We start from the raw sequence: 16,561 nt of genomic DNA, 5'->3' as shown, positions 1-16,561 counted from the left end.
GGTTAAGTGCCCCTCCCCACCCCCCGACATCAGGAGGACACCGTGCACAGACGCCTCACGGCCACGGTGGCTGTCATCACGATCGGCCTGCTGGCCGGTGCCTGTGCGACCGGCACCGCCCCGCAGGCGGAGCAGGCCCCGGCCGGCGGCCCGGCCGACCTCACGTTCTGGATGACCGGTTCGGAAGACGACGCCCTGGTCATGCAGAAAGCCGCGGATCTCTACACCCGGAGCCACCCGAACGTGAAGATCAAGGTTTCGGCGCTGAGCTGGGACGACGGCCACGCCAAGGTCCTGGCCGCGGCCACCGGCAAGAACGGGCCCGACATCGTCTCCGGCGGCCTGTCGTGGGGCATCGAGTTCGGCGGCCTGGGCGGCATGGTCGACCTGCGCGAGCAGGGCGTCCCGGACGCGGTCAAGGGCAAGACCCAGCAGGGCGTCTGGGAGTCCATCACCTCGCCGGACGGGGCGGTCTACGGCACCCCGCTCGACATGACGGTCTACCTGACCTACTACCGCAAGGACCTGCTGGAGAAGTCCGGCCTCCAGCCGCCCAGGACCTGGCAAGAGCTCACCGCCGCCATCCGGAAGCTCCGGGCGGACGGGGTGAAGGTGCCCTACTCGATGGACTGGGGCAACATCGACTGGCTGCAGTACTTCAACTTCCTGCGCCAGGCCGGCGGCAGCCTCTACACCCCCGACTGCGAGCCCGCGCTGAACGACGACGCGGGCGTCACGGCTCTCGACTACTGGGCCGGGCTGTACACCGAGCACAAGGCGCCGACCCAGACGGCCGAGGTGCCCGCCGCGCTGGCCAACGGCGTCGCGATGGTGTCCGGCGGCAGCTGGCAGATCAAGGCCGTCGACACCGCCCAGCCGAAGATGAAGGGCAAGTGGGCCACCGCACCGCTGCCCGCCGGTCCCGCCGGTCCCGGTGCCTTCATCGGCGGCCGGATCGTCGGCGTCATGTCCCACAGCAAGTACACCGCGCAGGCCGCCGACTTCATCAAGTCCCTCTACACCCCCGAGGCGGTCAGGACCCTCACCGAGGCCGCCGCGGCGCGCGGCGTGCTGTGGATCTCGCCGTTGACGGACAACATCGCCGACCTGCCCGCCACCCCCGACCAGGTCGAGGCGATCAAGGCCGCGTTCGCCTCCGGGTACGGGCCGCCCAACTGCCCCGGCTGGGAGACCAGCCAGGCCGAGGTGACCAAGAAGCTGCAGGAGGTCGTCTACGGCAGATCCGCCGCCAGGACCGCCCTGGACGCCGCCGCCAAGATCATGGAACGGAACGCGGGCTGACCGCCGCCCCGGCCCCAGGGCCGGCCGCACGTCACCGCGCGGCCGGCCCCGACCTACCGAAAGGGGACACGATGGCCACCGCTGCCGTCGATCGCCGCAAGGGGCGTCACACCGGTCCCGGCCTCGGCTCCGCTGCCCGGCGGGTGCGACGGGACATGACGTCCTACCTGATGCTCCTGCCGTTCCTGGCGCTGTTCACGGGCTTCCTGGTCTGGCCCCTGATCAACTCCCTCTATCTGAGCCTGACCACGTTCAACGGCGTCAAGCCGCCGCGGTTCGTCGGCCTGGCCAACTTCCGGCGCCTGCTGCAGGACGAGCGTTTCCTGCACGCGCTGTCCAACACGCTGGTCTACGTGCTCGCGGCCGTGGTGCTCACCTCGGGGTTCGCGCTGGCGCTGGCGCTGGCCTTCCGGGGGCAGGGCTGGGGCGACCGCGTCATGCGGACGATCTTCTTCCTGCCCTCGGTGACGTCCACGATCGCGCTGTTCCTGATGTGGCGGTGGATCTTCGCCGCCGAGGACTACGGCCTGGCCAACACGGTGTTCGGCTGGTTCGGCGGCGACCCGGTGGCCTGGCTGGCCACCCCCTCGCTCACCGTCCCCGTCATGGTGCTGATGGCCACCTGGTCCGGGATGGGATACGCGATGGTCATCTTCGTCGCCGGCCTCAACACCATCCCCGAGGAGTACTACGAGGCGGCCAGGATCGACGGCGCCACCACCTGGCAGCAGTTCAGAGGCATCACCCTGCCGCTGCTGCGTCCCGTCACCACCTACGTCGTCGTCACCACGATGATCGCCGCCTTCCAGGTCTTCGAAGCGGTCTACATCGTCTTCCGCCAGGTCAGCAACGTCGGCGGCGTGCTCGACTCCGGGCTCATGATCGTGCCCTACCTCTACGACATGGGCTTCACCAAGTTCCAGCTCGGCTACGCCTCCGCGATCGCCTGGGCCCTGTTCCTGATCATTTTCGTCATCAGCCTGGTGCAGCTGCGCATCGGCCGTGCCATGAGGGAGCTGTGATGGTCGTTCGGACCCGGCCGCCCGCCTCCCGCACCGCCCCGGCGGCGCCCGGCGGCACCCGCGGCCGCCTCCGCGGACGCCGTTCGCGGGCGGGGTGGGCGAAGGCGCCCCTCCACCTGCTCGCGATCACCATGATCGTCCCGTTCTACTGGATGGTGATCACCGCCTTCAAGCCGGTCTCGGAGATCACCCGCAACCCGCCGTCGTTCGTCCCGGAGAGCCCGACGACCGTCGGCTACCACGACCCGCGGTGGCGTCCCGACGCGGACAACCCCGGCCACGTCGCCGGCCTGTTCCAGCGCTTCACCGAGGTCGACCTCGGCTTCTGGCGGTTCGCGGTCAACAGCGTCGTCATCGCCACGGTCATCACCGTCCTGGCCCTGCTCGCGGCCTCCCTGGCCGCCTACGTCATCACCAAGCACGACATCAGGGGCCGCAGGGTGATCTTCCTGATGATCCTCGGCTCGATGATGATCCCGTGGCAGGCCACGCTGGTCCCCAACTACCTGGTGGTGCGCAACCTCGGCTGGGTCGACAGCTACCTCGGATACATCGTCCCGGCGATTCCCAAGGCGTTCGTCGTCTTCTTCCTCGTGCAGTACCTGCGGTCGATCCCCGACGACCTCATCGAGGCGGCCCGGATCGACGGCGCGGGGGAGTGGCGCATCTGGTGGCAGGTCGTCATGCCGCTGCTGCGGCCCGCGCTCGCCGCGATGTCGATCTTCGTGATGCTCAACGAGTGGAACAACTTCCTCTGGCCGCTGATCATCGTGGAGAGCGACCAGATGGCCAACCTGCCGGTGGCGCTGGCCCGGCTCAACTCGGCCTTCACCGGAGCCCAGCACATGGGCGTGATCATGGCCGCGTCGCTGCTCGCCTCGCTGCCGACGGTCGTGTTCTTCCTGCTGTTCCAGAAGCACTTCACCCGCGGCATCGCCATGTCCGGGCTCAAGGGCTGACCCGGCCCGGACCGTACCGCCTCACCAAGGAGAACCCCACTTGAGCACCTACCGCCCGCTGCACGACGGCTGGACCCTCACCCAGGTGGACGGTGACATCGCGGGCGTGGCCGCCACCGTCCCCGGGTGCGTGCACACCGACCTGCTGGCCGCCGGGCTCATCGACGACCCCTACCTGGACGACAACGAGAACCGGCTGACCTGGATCGGCCGCACCGGCTGGGAGTACGGGACCGTCTTCACCTGGGCCGACGACGGGCACGACCGCGTCGACCTGGTCTGCGGGGGGCTCGACACGGTCGCCGCGATCGAGCTCAACGGCGTCGAGGTCGCCACCACGGCCAACCAGCACCGCTCCTACCGCTTCGCCGTGCGCGAGCTGCTGCGCGAGGGGGAGAACACGCTGCGGGTGCGTTTCACCGCCCCCTACGCATACGCCGAGGCGCGCCGGGCCGAACTGGGGGAGCGTCCGGGGGCCTACGACGAGCCGTACCAGTTCATCCGGAAGATGGCCTGCAACTTCGGCTGGGACTGGGGGCCGACGCTGGTCACCTCGGGCATCTGGCGGCCCATCGGGCTGCACTCGTGGAGCGGGGCCCGGCTGGCCGGGGTGCGTCCGCTGGTGAGCGTGGACGGGGCGGACGGCCTGGTCGAGGTGCACGTGACCGTGGAGACCACGCTCGCACACCCCGTCACGGTGACCGCCGAGGTGGCCGGGATCGGCAGCGAGGTGACGCTGGAGGCGGGCGAGCGCGACGCGGTCCTGAGGCTGCGGGTCCCCGGTCCCGACCTCTGGTGGCCGCGCGGGTACGGCGGGCAGCACCGCTACGAGCTGACCGTCCGCCTCGGCCCCGGCGCAGGGACCGGGCGGACCGGGACGGCCGGGCGGGACGAGGTGGCCGGATGGGACGGGACGACCGGGCGGGGCACGCGGACGGCGAAGACCGGGGCGGCCGAGGGGACCGGGGAGACCGGGGAGACCTGGCGCCGGTGGATCGGCTTCCGGGACGCCCGCCTGGACCGGACCGGCGACGGGTTCACGATCGTGGTCAACGACGTGCCGGTCCTGGTGCGCGGCGTCAACTGGATCCCCGACGACTGCTTCCCGGCCCGCGTCACCCGCGAGCGCCTGGCGGAGCGCTTCGGCCAGGCGGTCGACGCCAACGTCAACCTGCTGCGGGTCTGGGGCGGCGGCCTGTACGAGAGCGAGGACTTCTACGACCTGGCCGACGAGCTGGGCCTGCTCGTCTGGCAGGACTTCCCGTTCGCCTGCGCCGCCTACCCCGAGGAGGAGCCCTTCGCCTCCGAGGTGGCGGCCGAAGCCCGCGAGAACGTCGCCCGCCTGTCCTGGCGGCCCTCGCTGGTGCTGTGGTGCGGCAACAACGAGAACATCGAGGGGCACGCCGACTGGGGCTGGCGGGAGAAGCTGGACGGGCGGACCTGGGGCGGCGGCTTCTACTACGACCTGCTGCCCCGGATCGTCGCCGAGCTCGACCCCACCCGCCCCTACTGGCCGGGCAGCCCCTACTCCGGAGCCCCCGGCCTGCCGCCCAACGACCCCGCCCGCGGCACCATCCACATCTGGGACGTGTGGAACCGCGAGGACTACACCCGCTACGGCGCCTACACCCCCCGGTTCGTCGCCGAGTTCGGCTTCCAGGGCCCGCCTGCGTACGCCACCCTGCGCGGCGCGGTCAGCGGCGAGCTGGCCGCCGACGCCCCGCTGGTGCGCCACCACCAGAAGGCGATCGACGGCGACGCCAAGCTGCTGCGCGGGCTGGGCGAGCACCTGCCGCAGCCGCGCGACTTCGACGACTGGCACTACCTGACCCAGCTCAACCAGGCCCGCGCGGTGACCTTCGGCATCGAGCGCTTCCGGTCGCTGGCGCCGTACTGCGCGGGCACGATCGTCTGGCAGCTCAACGACTGCTGGCCGGTCGTCTCCTGGGCCGCGGTCGACGGCGCCGGGCGGCGCAAGCCGCTGTGGTACGCGCTGCGCCGCGTCTACGCCGACCGGCTGCTGACCGTCCAGGACGGGGTCGTGGCCCTGGTCAACGACGGCGCCGGATCCTGGAGCGGCGAGCTGGAGCTGTCCCGCCTTGCCCTGGACGGGCAGCCGCTGGCCAAGGAGGCCGTCCCGGTCGACGTGGCGCCCCGCGCGGTGCTACGCGTCCCGCTGCCCGGCGCCGTCGCCGTCCCCGGCGACCCCACCGCCGAGCTGCTCGTCGCACGGCTGGGCGAGCACCGCACCGTCCGGTTCTTCGCCGAGGACACCCGGGTGGCCTTCCCCGCCGCCGATTACCACACGCGGGTGTCCCCGGCCGGCGACGGCCTGGACGTCACCGTCACCGCCCGGACGATCCTGCGCGACCTGGCGCTCTTCCCCGACCGCCTCGACCCGGACGCCCGGGTCGACGACCTGGCGGTGACGCTGCTGCCCGGCGAGAGCGTCACCTTCCACGTCACCACGGACCGCGAGTTCGACCCGGCCGCGCTGACGGCACCCCCGGTGCTCCGCTGCGTGAACGAGGCGCGGGCGTGACCGTCCCGGCCGCGGGCATCGGCGGCGCCACGTCCGCGGGGGTCACCCGGCGTCCGGCCCGTCCAGTGACGCGGGGGTCACCCGGCGTCCGGCCCGTCCAGTCCTTCCAGCCACGACACGAGCAGCTCCGCGAAGGCGTGCGGGCGTTCCAGGTGCAGGAAGTGGCCGGTGTCCGGCCAGGTGACGACGCGCGACCCGGGCGGCGCGGGGACGGACGCCTCCCACGCGGCGGGCTCGGGCCGCGAGCGCAGGCACAGGACCGGGCGGGAGCGCCGGGCCAGATACCTCTCCGCCGCCCGGCGCGTGCCGAACGCCCCCGGGGTGAGATACAAGCCCTCGTAGCACTGGGTGAGCACATGACCGGGGGTGGCGAGCAACTGGTCCCGGATCGGGCCGGGCAGGGTGCCGAGCTGGCGTACGGCCGCGGCCGGGCCGTCGGCGCGCAGCGCCGCCCGCCGGCCGGAGAACAGGAGCTCCTCGCGGTCGTCGGCGCCGTAGGCGGGGTCGACGACCACCAGCGCGGCGACCCTGTCCGGGTGTTCCACGGCCAGCGCGGTGACGACCTGGGCGCCCATCGAGTGCCCGACCGGTATGGCGGCCGCGACGCCGAGCCGCTCCATGAGCGCCACCAGGTCGCCGGCCAGGTCGGCGGGGCGGTAGCCGTCCGGCGGCGCGGACGACCCGCCGTGGCCGCGCAGGTCGACGCCGATCACGCGGAAGCGCGGTGGCAGGGCGGCGGTCACCGGCTCCCAGGCCCGCGCGTGGCCGCCCCAGCCGTGCACGAGCAGCAGCACCGGGCGGTCGCCTCCGGCCCGGCCGCCGCCCTCCCGCGGGCCCTCGTCGGTGTAGTACAGCGTGACGTCGCCGAGTTCCGCGACCGCCATGGGCCCTCCTTGGTGGTGGGTCGGTTCGAACCTTGTCGTCAACCTGCCGTCCACCGGCCCGCGTCCCGCCGCAGGTGCTGATCGAGTCGTTGTCCGCCGAGATGGTCGCGCTCGGCCCGGAGGAAGTTTCCGGAGCCGGAGGGAACAGCGGGGCCGGGGGACGTCCCGGACCGGCGGACCCGGACCCGGAGGGAGACCGGGTCAGGGCAGGATCAGCACCTTGCCCAGGCTGGCGCGGGTCGTGCTCGCCACGATGGCGTCCCTGACGCCCTCCAGGGGGAACTCCTCCTGGACGGGGGTGGCGACGTCGCCGCGCAGCACCAGTTCGCCCGCCTCGTCCAGGGCCCGCTGGATGCTCGGGTGGTCGGCGGTGTGCACCCACGACCGCAGCATGTACAGGGCGACGCGCAGGTCGGGGCGGCGGCGCGCCAGATCGGGCGGCAGGGGGCGCCCCGACAGCAGGCCGTAGTGGACGAGGGTCCCGCGGGCGCGTGTCAGCAGCGCCAGCTGCTCGCCCTCCTCACCGCCGACCGCGTCGAAGGCGACGCCGGGCCCGCCGCCGGTCAGCCGGGTCAGCTCCGCGGGCCAGTCCGGGGCGTCCGTGCTCAGCACCGCCGACCACGGCTCCCCGGCGGACGAGACGGGCGGGGCGGGATCGGCGGGGCCGCGCACCAGCCCGACGGCGTGGACGCCCCGGCGGCGCAGCAGCCGGGCGAGGATCACGGCGATCGCCGACCGCGCCGCGTTGACCGCGACGACGGGACGGCCGAGGGGGTCGACGAACTCCTCGACCATCCGCAGGGCGGTGAGCGGGTTGATGTAGGAGAGCGCGGCCTGGGCGTCGGTCAGCTCCGGCCGCACCCGGAAACACCAGTGCGCGGCGGTGGTCTTGACCTGCTGCCAGGCTCCGGCGCTGCCGATGGGGAGCACCCGGTCGCCCGGTCTCAGCCCGGTGACGCCGGGGCCGGTGCGTTCGACCACGCCGACGCCCTCGAACCCGGGCACCAGCGGCAGGACGGTGCGCGAGCGGTAGGCGCCGGAGATGGTGACGAGGTCGGAGGGGTTGACGGTGGCGGCGGTCATCCGCACCCGCACCTCGCCCTCCTGCGGGGGAGGAGGGGTGTAGGACTCGACCTCCACCACCTCGGCCGCGGGCCCGAAGGCCCTGGCGATCGCTCGGCGCACGAAGCCACCTCCCCTTCGGGACTCTCCCGGACCACCCGGCCTCCGGCGGGCGTACGGGCTCCGCCGGTCGCAGCATAGTGTGGTCGCGGTGCCCCGCTCCACGGAGGCGGGACGTCGTCGTCCCGTTCCCGCGCGAACCGGTCGGCGACTATTCGGATAAGCTCCTCGGTTAATCGACAAATACCGAAAACATAGTGACAATTGGTTGGCCGGTTCGACGATCGGTTAGTCTGTCTCCCCGCGGCATTGCCCCCGTATGTGATGTTGTGCCGGTAAGCATCTGGTCGGCGGGGAGAAGGCCAGGTGGAACGAGTAGTGCGAAAGGACCGGGCGATGCGACTGCGGGTCCCCTTTTCCGATGTGGACATGCATGGGAATGTCCATAATGGTCGCTATGTCGCCTATGCCGAGGACGCCATCAATGAGTTCATCAGGGAGAGCGGCCTCAGCGACCAGTTCGACCCCGCCTCCTCCAGGCTCGCCTACCACGTCAAGAAGGTGGAGATCGTCTACGAGCGTCCGCTCGGCTTCGGCGAGCTCGCCGACATCACCGCGCGCGCGGCCCGCGTCGGTCGCACCAGCCTGACCTTCGAGGTGCTCGTGCACCCGGCCGAGCCCGCCGGGGCGCCGCCCGCGGTCCGCGCTCAGGTGGTGTGGGTCTGCGTCGACCCCGAGACGCGCGTCCCCTCGCCGGTGCCCGAGTCCACCGCCGCGGCGCTGCTCCTCGCCTCAAGGGCGGGCACGCCGACGTGAGGGCGGCGGGTGACTCGACGACCCCTGTCCCGGAGTCAGCGGCGGGATCCCCGCCCGCCCCGGCGCCGGTCATCGAACTGGACGGGGTGAGCGTCTCCTTCGACGGGCGGCCGGTGCTGCGGGAGGTGTCCCTGCGGCTCGCCGAGCGCCGCATCGGCGTCATCGGGCAGAACGGCTCGGGCAAGAGCACCCTCGCCCGGCTGCTCAACGGCCTGGTCCTGCCGGACGAGGGCAGCGTCCGCGTCGACGGCCTCGACACCGGCAAGGACGCCCGGCGGGTCCGCGCCAGGGTCGGGTTCGTCTTCCAGAACCCCGACAACCAGATCGTCTTCCCCATCGTCTCCGAGGACATGGCGTTCGGCCTCAAGAACCTGGGTGTCCCGAAACGGGAGATCCCCGGCCGCGTCACCGCCGCCCTCGGAGAGTTCGGCATCGGGCACCTCGCGGAGCGCCAGGCCCACCTGCTCAGCGGTGGGGAGAAGCAACTCGTCGCGCTGGCCGCGGTGATGGTCATGCGTCCCTCGGTGGTGGTCTTCGACGAGCCGACCACGCTGCTGGACCTGCGCAACCGCAACCTCATCCGGGACGCCGTCGCGCGGATGGAGCAGAGCGCGGTCATGGTGACCCACGACCTCGACCTGCTGGCGGGGTTCGACCGGGTGCTGGTCGTCCACGAGGGGCGGATCGCCTACGACGCCGACCCGGCGTCGGCCGTCGGCTGGTACCGGGAGCACTGCTCGTGAGCCTCTCCCTGTACGAACCGGGCACCACACCGCTGCACAGGCTGCGGCCCGGGGCCAAACTCGGTGCCCTGTTCGTGGTCGGCGTCGTGGTCTTCCTGGTGAGCGACCTGCGGATCCTCGCCGCGGCGGTGGCGACGGCCGCGGTGCTGCTGCTGTCGGCCCGCGTCCGGCCGAAGGTGCTGGCGAGAAGACTGTCCGGGGTGGCGGTCATGCTCGCGGTGCTGTTCGCCGCGACCGGCCTGCTCCAGGGATGGGACACCGCGCTGACCGCGTTGCTGCGGCTGGTCACGCTGATCCTGACGGCGTTCGCGGTGACGCTGACCACCCGGCCCGCCGCGCTGCTGGAACTGTTCGAGTGGCTGATCTCCCCACTGGCCCGGCTCGGCGTCGCCAACCCCGAGCGCATCAGCCTCAGCGTGTCGCTGGTGCTGCGCTTCGTCCCCGAACTGTCGCGGCGCTACCACGAGATCCGCGAGGCGCAGGCGGCACGCGGCCTGCACGCCAACCCCGTGGCGCTGCTGGTGCCGCTCATCGTCCGCACCCTGAAATCGGCCGATGACGTCGCCGACGCCATCGACGCGCGTTGTTATCCACCGCCGCGCCGCTCCCCCGGCGGCCGTGCCTGAACACCTGGAGTACCTCGTGAACGGTCGTGTGGAGAAAGGGATCACCACCCGGGACGTCGTGCTCGTCGCGCTGTTCGCGGCGTTCATCATCGCCCTGGGACTGATCCCGCCGATCACCGTCGGGATCGTCCCGGTGCCCATCACCCTGCAGACCCTCGGCGTGATGCTGGCCGGGGTGGTCCTGGGACCGGTGCGCGGGATGCTGTCCTGTGCCCTCGTCATGCTGCTCGTGGTCGTCGGCCTGCCGGTCCTGGCCGGGGGACGCGGCGGCATCGGCGTCCTGGCCGGCCCCACCGGCGGCTACGCCCTGGGGTGGATCCCCGGCGCGCTGGTCACCGGGCTGCTGGTGAAGTACTGGGCGGTGCGCCTGACCCGTCACTGGGCCCGGATCGCCGCCTACGCGCTGTCATGCGTGGTCGGCGGCATCCTGGTGGTCTACCTGCTCGGCGTCCCCTGGCTCTCCGTCGCCACCGGGGTGACGCTCGGCAAAGCGGTGGTCGGCAACCTGGTCTTCCTGCCCGGCGACCTGATCAAGGCGGTCGCCGCGGCGCTCATCGGGCACGGTGTCCACCGCTCCTACAGCATGCCGCTGAAGTAGATGAGGCGGCCGACGGCGCCGTACCCGGCGCGGGAGGATGGGCTGCGATGCCGCTGACCGAGCGGATCGTCACCTGGGCCGGACGCCGCCCCCAGGCGCCGGCGTTCACGGTGGGGGAACGGACCGTCACCTACGGGGAGCTCGCGGCGCGCGCGGCCGGCGTCGCGGCGGGGCTGCGCGCGGCCACGGGCTCCTCGGCGCGCTCCGACCTGACGAGCACGTCACTGCTGGCGCTGGGGGTGGGCAACACCCCCGAGTTCGCGGAACTCTTCGCCGGGGCCACCGCCGGAGACGGGGCGTGCGCCGTGCTCGACCCGGCGTGGCCGCGCGAGCAGGTCCGGGAGGTGCTGCTGCGGCTCCGTCCCGACCTGGTGGCCGCGGAGGCGGGCTCGGCCGTCGCCGCGGCGGCGCGCGAATGCGGGATCCCGCTGCTGGTCACGCCCGCCCCCTGTGCCGCAGGGGACGGCGAGGACGCCCCGGAGGGCGGGGAGGCCGGCGGTGGTCCGGCAGGTCCGGAGCGTGGGGAAATTGGTGCCGGCCCGGCGGACCCGGAGCGCGGGGACGTCGGCGGCGGCTCGGCGGACCCGGAAGGCGCGGACGTCGGCGACACCCCGGCCGGGACGCCCTACGCCGCGTGGCTGGCCCGGCACCGCATCGGCGCCGACCCCGCGCGCGACCTCCGCGCCGGCGACCCCGGCAGTGCGTTCCTCGTCGGATTCACCTCCGGCACGTCCGGCCCGCCCAAGGCGTTCCACCGGTCCCGGCGGTCATGGCGGGAGAGCCTTTCCCGCGCGGCCGAGGTGTTCGGCACCGGACCGGGCGACCGCGTCCTGGCGCCCGGCCCGCTCTCCCACGGACTCGGCCTGTACGCCCTGGCCGAAGCCCTCCACGAGGGGGCGGAGTTCACCACCCTCCCGCGCTTCGACGCCGCCGACGCCCACGCGGTCATCGCCGCGCGCGGCATCACCCGCCTGGTGGTCGTACCGACGATGCTGCGTGCCCTGTCCCGGGACGGGGAGGACACACCGGGGGAGGACACGCTGGGGGAGGACGGCGCCCGCTGCGCCGAGGCGGGCCCTACGGCCCGCCGTGCCGAGGCGGGCCCTGCGGCCCGCGACGGCGCGCGGCCCGCGCACACCGGTGTCACCGCCGTCGTCAGCAGCGGGGCCAAGCTCGACCCGGCCACCTTCCTGCGCGCGCGCCGCGTCTTCCCCGGCGCCCACGTGTACGAGTACTACGGCGCCTCCGAGCTGAGCTTCATCACCGTGCGGCACACACCCCCGCACGCCGAGCCGGACGAGCGGCCGGGGGTCGTCGGCCTGCCCTTCCCCGGTGTCGAACTGCGGATCGGCCCGCAGGACGGCACGGCCCCGGGCATCCCCACCGGTCCCGGAACGCCGGGAACGGTGTGGGTGCGCGGGCCGCTCACGAGCGGCGGTTACCTGTGGGGCGACGACGGCAGGGCCTTCCGGACCGAGGGCCCCTGGGCGACGGTGGGCGACCTGGGATGGCTCGACGAGCAGGGGGAGCTGCACATCGCCGGTCGCTCCGGCGGCATGGTGATCACCGGCGGGTACAACGTCTACCCCGCCGAGGTCGAGGCGGTGCTCAGAGGCGTCGACGGCGTGGAGGAGACACAGGTGCTCGGGGTGCCCGACGACTACCTCGGCAGCGTGCTGGTCGCGGTGGTCTCCGGCCCCGCGGCCGGGAGCCTCACCCACGACGACGTCGTCCGCGAGTGCGGGCGTGCTCTTCCCCGCTACAAGATTCCACGCCGGGTGTACATGGTGGGGAAGTGGCCGATGACGCGCAGCGGGAAGATCTCCCGCGTGACCCTTGAGGAGTGGATCCACCATGGTGACGGCCGGCTCGTCCGACTCCCCGCCCCGCCGGAGCCGACAGGACGCCCCCTTGCCCCATTTCCGTGACGGCCGGCGCCGTCCCGTCGTCGTGGCGGCGCTGCGCACGCCGGTCGGCCGCGCGGGCGGCGCACTGGCCGGGGTCAGGGCCGAGGATCTGCTGGCCCCCGTGCTCCGCGCCGTACTCGACGCCTCCGGAGCGCGACCGGAGGAGATCGACGACGTCGTCATCGGCAACGCGGCCGGCGGGGGCGGGAACGTGGCCCGGCTGGCCGCGCTGACGGCGGGGCTGCCGGTCGGGGTCCCGGGCGTCACCGTCGACCGGCAGTGCGGGTCCGGGCTGGAGGCCGTCATGCTGGCGGCCCGGCTCGTCGCCGCGGGTGCCGGGGACTGCTACCTGGCCGGTGGTGTGGAGAGCACCAGCACCGCCCCCTGGCGGGCGGAACGCCCGGAGCGGCCCATGGGGATGCCGCGGTTCTACGCCCGCGCGCGGTTCTCCCCCGAGTCGATCGGCGACCCGGAGATGGGGGTGGCCGCGGAGAACGTCGCCCGCGCCTACGGCATCAGCCGGGAACGGCAGGACGCCTTCGCGCTGCGCAGCCACCGGCGCGCGGTCGCGGCGGCGCAGGCGGGGAGATTCGCCGCCGAGACGGTGCCGATCACGGTGCCGGCCGGGGTTCGCCGGCGCGGGGAGCGGGTCGTGGTCGACACCGACGAGTGCCCGCGCTCCGGCACCTCGGCGGCGGCGCTCGCCGCGCTGCGTCCGGCCTTCGCCGAGGGCGGCACGGTGACGGCCGGCAACTCCTGCCCGCTGAACGACGGAGCGAGCGCCATGCTGGTGACCACGGCGGACAACGCCCGCCGCCTGGTCGAGGAGAACCGGAGAAGGGGCCGCGGGGAGGGGAGCGGCGGGACCGCGCTTCTCGGCTTCGTCGACGGCGCGTCCGCCGGTGTCGACCCGAACCTGCTCGGCATCGGACCGGTGGAGTCCACCCGCCGGTTGGTCGCCCGCAACCCCGGCCTCGTCCCGGGGGCGACCGCCGTGGAGTTCAACGAGGCGTTCGCCGCGCAGGTCCTGGCCAGCCTGGACGAGCTGGGCATCGACGAGGAGGAGGTGAACCCGGACGGCGGGGCCATCGCCCTCGGTCATCCGTACGGCGCCTCCGGCGCGATCCTGGTGACCCGCCTCTACACGCGGCTGGCCCGTGACCCCGCGCCGGTCCGGACCCGGGGGATGGCCATGCTCGGCATCGCCGGCGGCCTCGGCCTGACCGCCCTGTTCGAGCGCGTCGAGGTGTGACGCCCGGCGTCGAGGCGTGACGCCCGCGCCGAAGGACGGCGACCCGGTCCGGGCAGGGGAGCGGTTCGTGCCGGGCGGGGTGGGTGACCGCTCCTGGTCGGGCGACCGCGAGCCGCGTTTCCATCGCCCGGCCTTCCCGGACGGCGGGCGGACGCGCTTGGTAAGCGTTTTCCGTGATGCCCTAGCATGACGGCGACCATGAACGCGAAAGGGTGATCCAAGGTGTGGAAGAAGCCGCCGCCGTTCCTCACGGCGGGTATGTGCAGCGTCACCTATCGGCCGCTTCCCCCCGGCCGGATCATCCGGCTCGCCGCGGACGCCGGTCTCGGCTGCATCGAATGGGGCCAGGACGCGCACATCCCGCTCGGTGACGAGGCGCAGGCGCGACGTGTGGGAGAGGCGACCCGGGCCGCGGGACTCGACGTCTCGGCCCTGGGCTCGTACTACCGTGCGGGGACCGTCGCCGACCCCGACGAGGACAGGCTGGTGTGGGGCCGGGTCCTCGCCGCGGCGCGTGCCCTGGGGGCCCCGCGCATCCGGGTCTGGGCAGGGGACACGCCGTCGGCGGCGGTGACTCCGGCCGGCCGGCGGCGAATCCTGGACGCCCTGCGACGGTGCGTCGACAGCGCCGCGGAGGCCGGGGACATCACGGTCGCGACCGAGTTCCACGGCGACACCCTGACCGACGACGCCGGCTCGGCCCGGTCGATGCTCGACGACGTCCCCGGGCTGCGGACCTACTGGCAGCCGCCGAACGGGATGCCCCACGCCGAAGCCCTGTCCGGCCTGGGCCTGGTGCTCGACCGCGTGGACGCGGTGCACGTCTTCAGCTGGTGGCCGACGCACCGCGAGAGGTGGCCGCTCGACCACCGCGAGACGCTGTGGCGGGAGGCCCTGGGCATGGTCGCGTCGGCGCGCCGCCGGATCGACGCGTCGATCGAGTTCGTCCCGGAGGACGACCCCGCCGTCCTGCCTCGGGAGGCGGCGACCCTGCGGCGCTACCTGGACGACGCCTCCTCCGCCCTGCCCCGCCCGTGAGACCCTCCGCCCGGACGGCCCCGCGGGGCTGAAGCGTTCTCACGTGGTGAGACCGAGTGACGGCCGTCTCACCAGCCGGGAAGGCTTCGGCCCCGAGCCGTGCGCGTCGCCTTGTGCCCGCAGGACGAAGAGCCTTGTGCCCGCAGGACAAAGAACGGTGCGCATCCGTCGTCGCGCACGCCAAAGGGCGGCACCGGTCGCCTGGTCGATACTGACGGCATGGATCTCGAACGAGTCAAGCGCGAGGTGTCCTCGCTGGTCAGCCCGCATGATCCCGGCCTGGCCGTAGGAGTGTACGTCGACGGCGCCGCGGTGCTCACGGTCGCCCAGGGGGCGGCGTGCGTGGAGTTCGACGTACCGGTCGATGAGCGTACCCGGTTTGACATCGCCAGCATGAGCAAACAGTTCACGGCGGCGTGCGTGTTGCTGCTGGAGCGCGACGGGAAGCTGACGCTCGACGACGATGTGCGGGTGCACGTGCCGGAGCTGAGCTTGGAGACGCCGGTGACGTTGCGGCAGTGCCTGCAGCACACGGGCGGCCTGCCGGAGTGGTACATGCTGCAGGCGCTGACGGGTGTGCCACTGGCGGAGATGACGGAGCAGCGGCTGCTGGAGGTGCTCGCGGGCATCCGCCGGACGACGTTCGCGCCGGGCACGAATTTCTCCTACTCCAACACCGGGTATGTGCTCGCGGCGGTCGTGGTGGGCAGGGTGGCGGGTTCATCGCTGGCGGAGTTCGCCCGCCAGCGGCTCTTCGAGCCGCTGGGGATGGCGGACTCGGTGTTCCGGGACGACGCGTCGGTGCCGCTGGAGAGGCTGGCGTACGGCTACGCCAACGCGAAGGGCGAGCCACGCCGGGCCGACACCGAGGAGAGCGCGGTCGGCGACGGCGGGCTGGTGACGAGCGTGGCGGATCTGGCGCCGTGGTTCGGGTTCCTGGCGGACGGGCGGGTGCTCGGCGCCGATCTGCGCGAGCGGTTGCTGGAGCGGGGGGTGCTGGCCGACGGCACGGTCGAGCCGTACGCGCTGGGGATCTATCACGGCGAGAACTGGTTCGGCCACGCGGGTGGCATGCACGGGTACCAGTCGAACCTGCTGTATCTGCCCGATCCGGGTGTCGGCATCACGGTGCTGACCAACCAGACGGCGGTCGATCCGGTGAAGCTGTCGCACCGGCTGGCGCGGCTGCTGCTCGGCAGGGAGGAGCCGCCGAAGCCCGGACCGGGGACGCCGGCGCCGCCGGAGCGGCTGCACTGGCACGATCCGATGGGGGACGGGACGCTGACCCTCGAACCCACCGCTGAGGGCATCGCGATCAAGGACATCGGGGTGTTCACCGCCGGCGCCGACGGGCGCTGGCACGGGACGGGAGACGCCGAAGGCGCCTGGCTGGAGATCGACGGTGACCGGCTGCTGCTCCGCGTCGGCCCCATATCGCGACCCCCGGTCGCCTTCGACACCGCCGAGCCGCCCTCGGACGCGCCGATGCCCGACGGCGTCTTCCACAGCCGGGAGCTCGGCGTCGACGCCACCGTGAGCGGCGGCGAGGTGAGCATCGGCCGCGAGCTGAAGCTGCACCCGGTTCCGGCCCCGGGCGGGGCGTGGGAGGCCGGGCTGTTCACGTTCCGCATGCATGAGGGCGACCTGCTGGTGAGCGGCGGCGGCCTGCGGCGGATGCGCTTCGAGGGCACACGCGGCTGATTGTCCTGTAGGACGAGGCGGGGGCCGTCGGTTTTGGCTGCCCGGTCAG

14 protein-coding genes are annotated in these 16,561 nt (G+C 73.0%); 12 read left to right on the top strand and 2 right to left on the bottom strand.

Translation table 11 applies throughout. From position 1 onward, the window contains the following. Positions 1-42: 42 nt before the first annotated feature. The 4 genes from F4562_RS02325 to F4562_RS02310 all read left to right on the top strand — a co-directional run bounded on the left by F4562_RS02325 (position 43) and on the right by F4562_RS02310 (position 5,825). Positions 43-1,302 (top strand): extracellular solute-binding protein, encoded by a 1,260-nt coding sequence (locus F4562_RS02325; protein WP_184540578.1) that lies wholly within the window; start codon positions 43-45, stop codon positions 1,300-1,302. Positions 1,303-1,373: 71 nt separating this feature from the next. Continuing rightward, a complete protein-coding gene (locus F4562_RS02320) occupies positions 1,374-2,324 on the top strand; it encodes a carbohydrate ABC transporter permease (protein WP_184540577.1) in 951 nt (316 codons plus the stop codon). Continuing rightward, complete coding sequence (locus tag F4562_RS02315; RefSeq protein ID WP_184540576.1) at positions 2,324-3,283, top strand: carbohydrate ABC transporter permease; 960 nt, start codon at positions 2,324-2,326, stop codon at positions 3,281-3,283. Before F4562_RS02320 ends, F4562_RS02315 begins: the two co-directional genes overlap by 1 nt. A 40-nt stretch (positions 3,284-3,323) precedes the next feature. Then, complete coding sequence (locus F4562_RS02310) at positions 3,324-5,825, top strand: glycoside hydrolase family 2 protein (protein ID WP_184540575.1); 2,502 nt, start codon at positions 3,324-3,326, stop codon at positions 5,823-5,825. Between the two features lie 77 nt (positions 5,826-5,902). Here the strand turns inward: F4562_RS02310 and F4562_RS02305 are convergent, their stop codons facing one another. Together F4562_RS02305 and F4562_RS02300 are read right to left on the bottom strand one after the other, a co-directional pair. Continuing rightward, positions 5,903-6,709 (bottom strand): alpha/beta fold hydrolase, encoded by an 807-nt coding sequence (locus tag F4562_RS02305; RefSeq protein ID WP_184540574.1) that lies wholly within the window; start codon positions 6,707-6,709, stop codon positions 5,903-5,905. A gap of 201 nt (positions 6,710-6,910) precedes the next feature. Further along, the gene (locus tag F4562_RS02300) at positions 6,911-7,894 is read right to left on the bottom strand and encodes a zinc-dependent alcohol dehydrogenase family protein (protein WP_184540573.1); all 984 of its coding nucleotides are present in this window, start codon (positions 7,892-7,894) and stop codon (positions 6,911-6,913) included. Between the two features lie 333 nt (positions 7,895-8,227). Here F4562_RS02300 and F4562_RS02295 point away from each other — a divergent pair, with 333 nt between their 5' ends. The 8 genes from F4562_RS02295 to F4562_RS02260 all read left to right on the top strand — a co-directional run bounded on the left by F4562_RS02295 (position 8,228) and on the right by F4562_RS02260 (position 16,512). Beyond that, the gene (locus tag F4562_RS02295) at positions 8,228-8,647 is read left to right on the top strand and encodes an acyl-CoA thioesterase (RefSeq protein WP_184540572.1); all 420 of its coding nucleotides are present in this window, start codon (positions 8,228-8,230) and stop codon (positions 8,645-8,647) included. Continuing rightward, on the top strand, positions 8,644-9,390 hold the full coding sequence (locus tag F4562_RS02290; protein WP_312872050.1) for an energy-coupling factor ABC transporter ATP-binding protein: 747 nt from the start codon (positions 8,644-8,646) through the stop codon (positions 9,388-9,390). Before F4562_RS02295 ends, F4562_RS02290 begins: the two co-directional genes overlap by 4 nt. Next, positions 9,387-10,016, top strand: a complete 630-nt coding sequence (locus tag F4562_RS02285; protein WP_184540571.1) for an energy-coupling factor transporter transmembrane component T family protein — start codon at positions 9,387-9,389, stop codon at positions 10,014-10,016. Before F4562_RS02290 ends, F4562_RS02285 begins: the two co-directional genes overlap by 4 nt. 16 nt (positions 10,017-10,032) lie before the next feature. Beyond that, positions 10,033-10,614 carry a biotin transporter BioY gene (locus tag F4562_RS02280; protein WP_311733916.1) on the top strand — a complete coding sequence of 194 codons (582 nt, stop codon included), beginning with the start codon at positions 10,033-10,035 and terminating at the stop codon, positions 10,612-10,614. Positions 10,615-10,661: 47 nt separating this feature from the next. Beyond that, a complete protein-coding gene (locus F4562_RS02275; protein ID WP_184540569.1) occupies positions 10,662-12,542 on the top strand; it encodes an AMP-binding protein in 1,881 nt (626 codons plus the stop codon). Beyond that, the gene (locus tag F4562_RS02270) at positions 12,469-13,773 is read left to right on the top strand and encodes a thiolase family protein (protein WP_184540568.1); all 1,305 of its coding nucleotides are present in this window, start codon (positions 12,469-12,471) and stop codon (positions 13,771-13,773) included. Before F4562_RS02275 ends, F4562_RS02270 begins: the two co-directional genes overlap by 74 nt. Before the next feature lie 222 nt (positions 13,774-13,995). Continuing rightward, a complete protein-coding gene (locus tag F4562_RS02265; RefSeq protein ID WP_221206601.1) occupies positions 13,996-14,811 on the top strand; it encodes a sugar phosphate isomerase/epimerase family protein in 816 nt (271 codons plus the stop codon). Between the two features lie 219 nt (positions 14,812-15,030). Next, complete coding sequence (locus F4562_RS02260) at positions 15,031-16,512, top strand: serine hydrolase domain-containing protein (protein WP_184540567.1); 1,482 nt, start codon at positions 15,031-15,033, stop codon at positions 16,510-16,512. The last annotated feature ends 49 nt before the right edge of the window (positions 16,513-16,561 follow it).

Origin of the sequence: Streptosporangium becharense, assembly GCF_014204985.1 — a bacterium.
Lineage (GTDB): Bacteria > Actinomycetota > Actinomycetes > Streptosporangiales > Streptosporangiaceae > Streptosporangium > Streptosporangium becharense.
The sequence above is the reverse complement of the archived record's forward strand: the minus strand, read 5'-3'. Positions and strand labels throughout refer to the sequence as shown.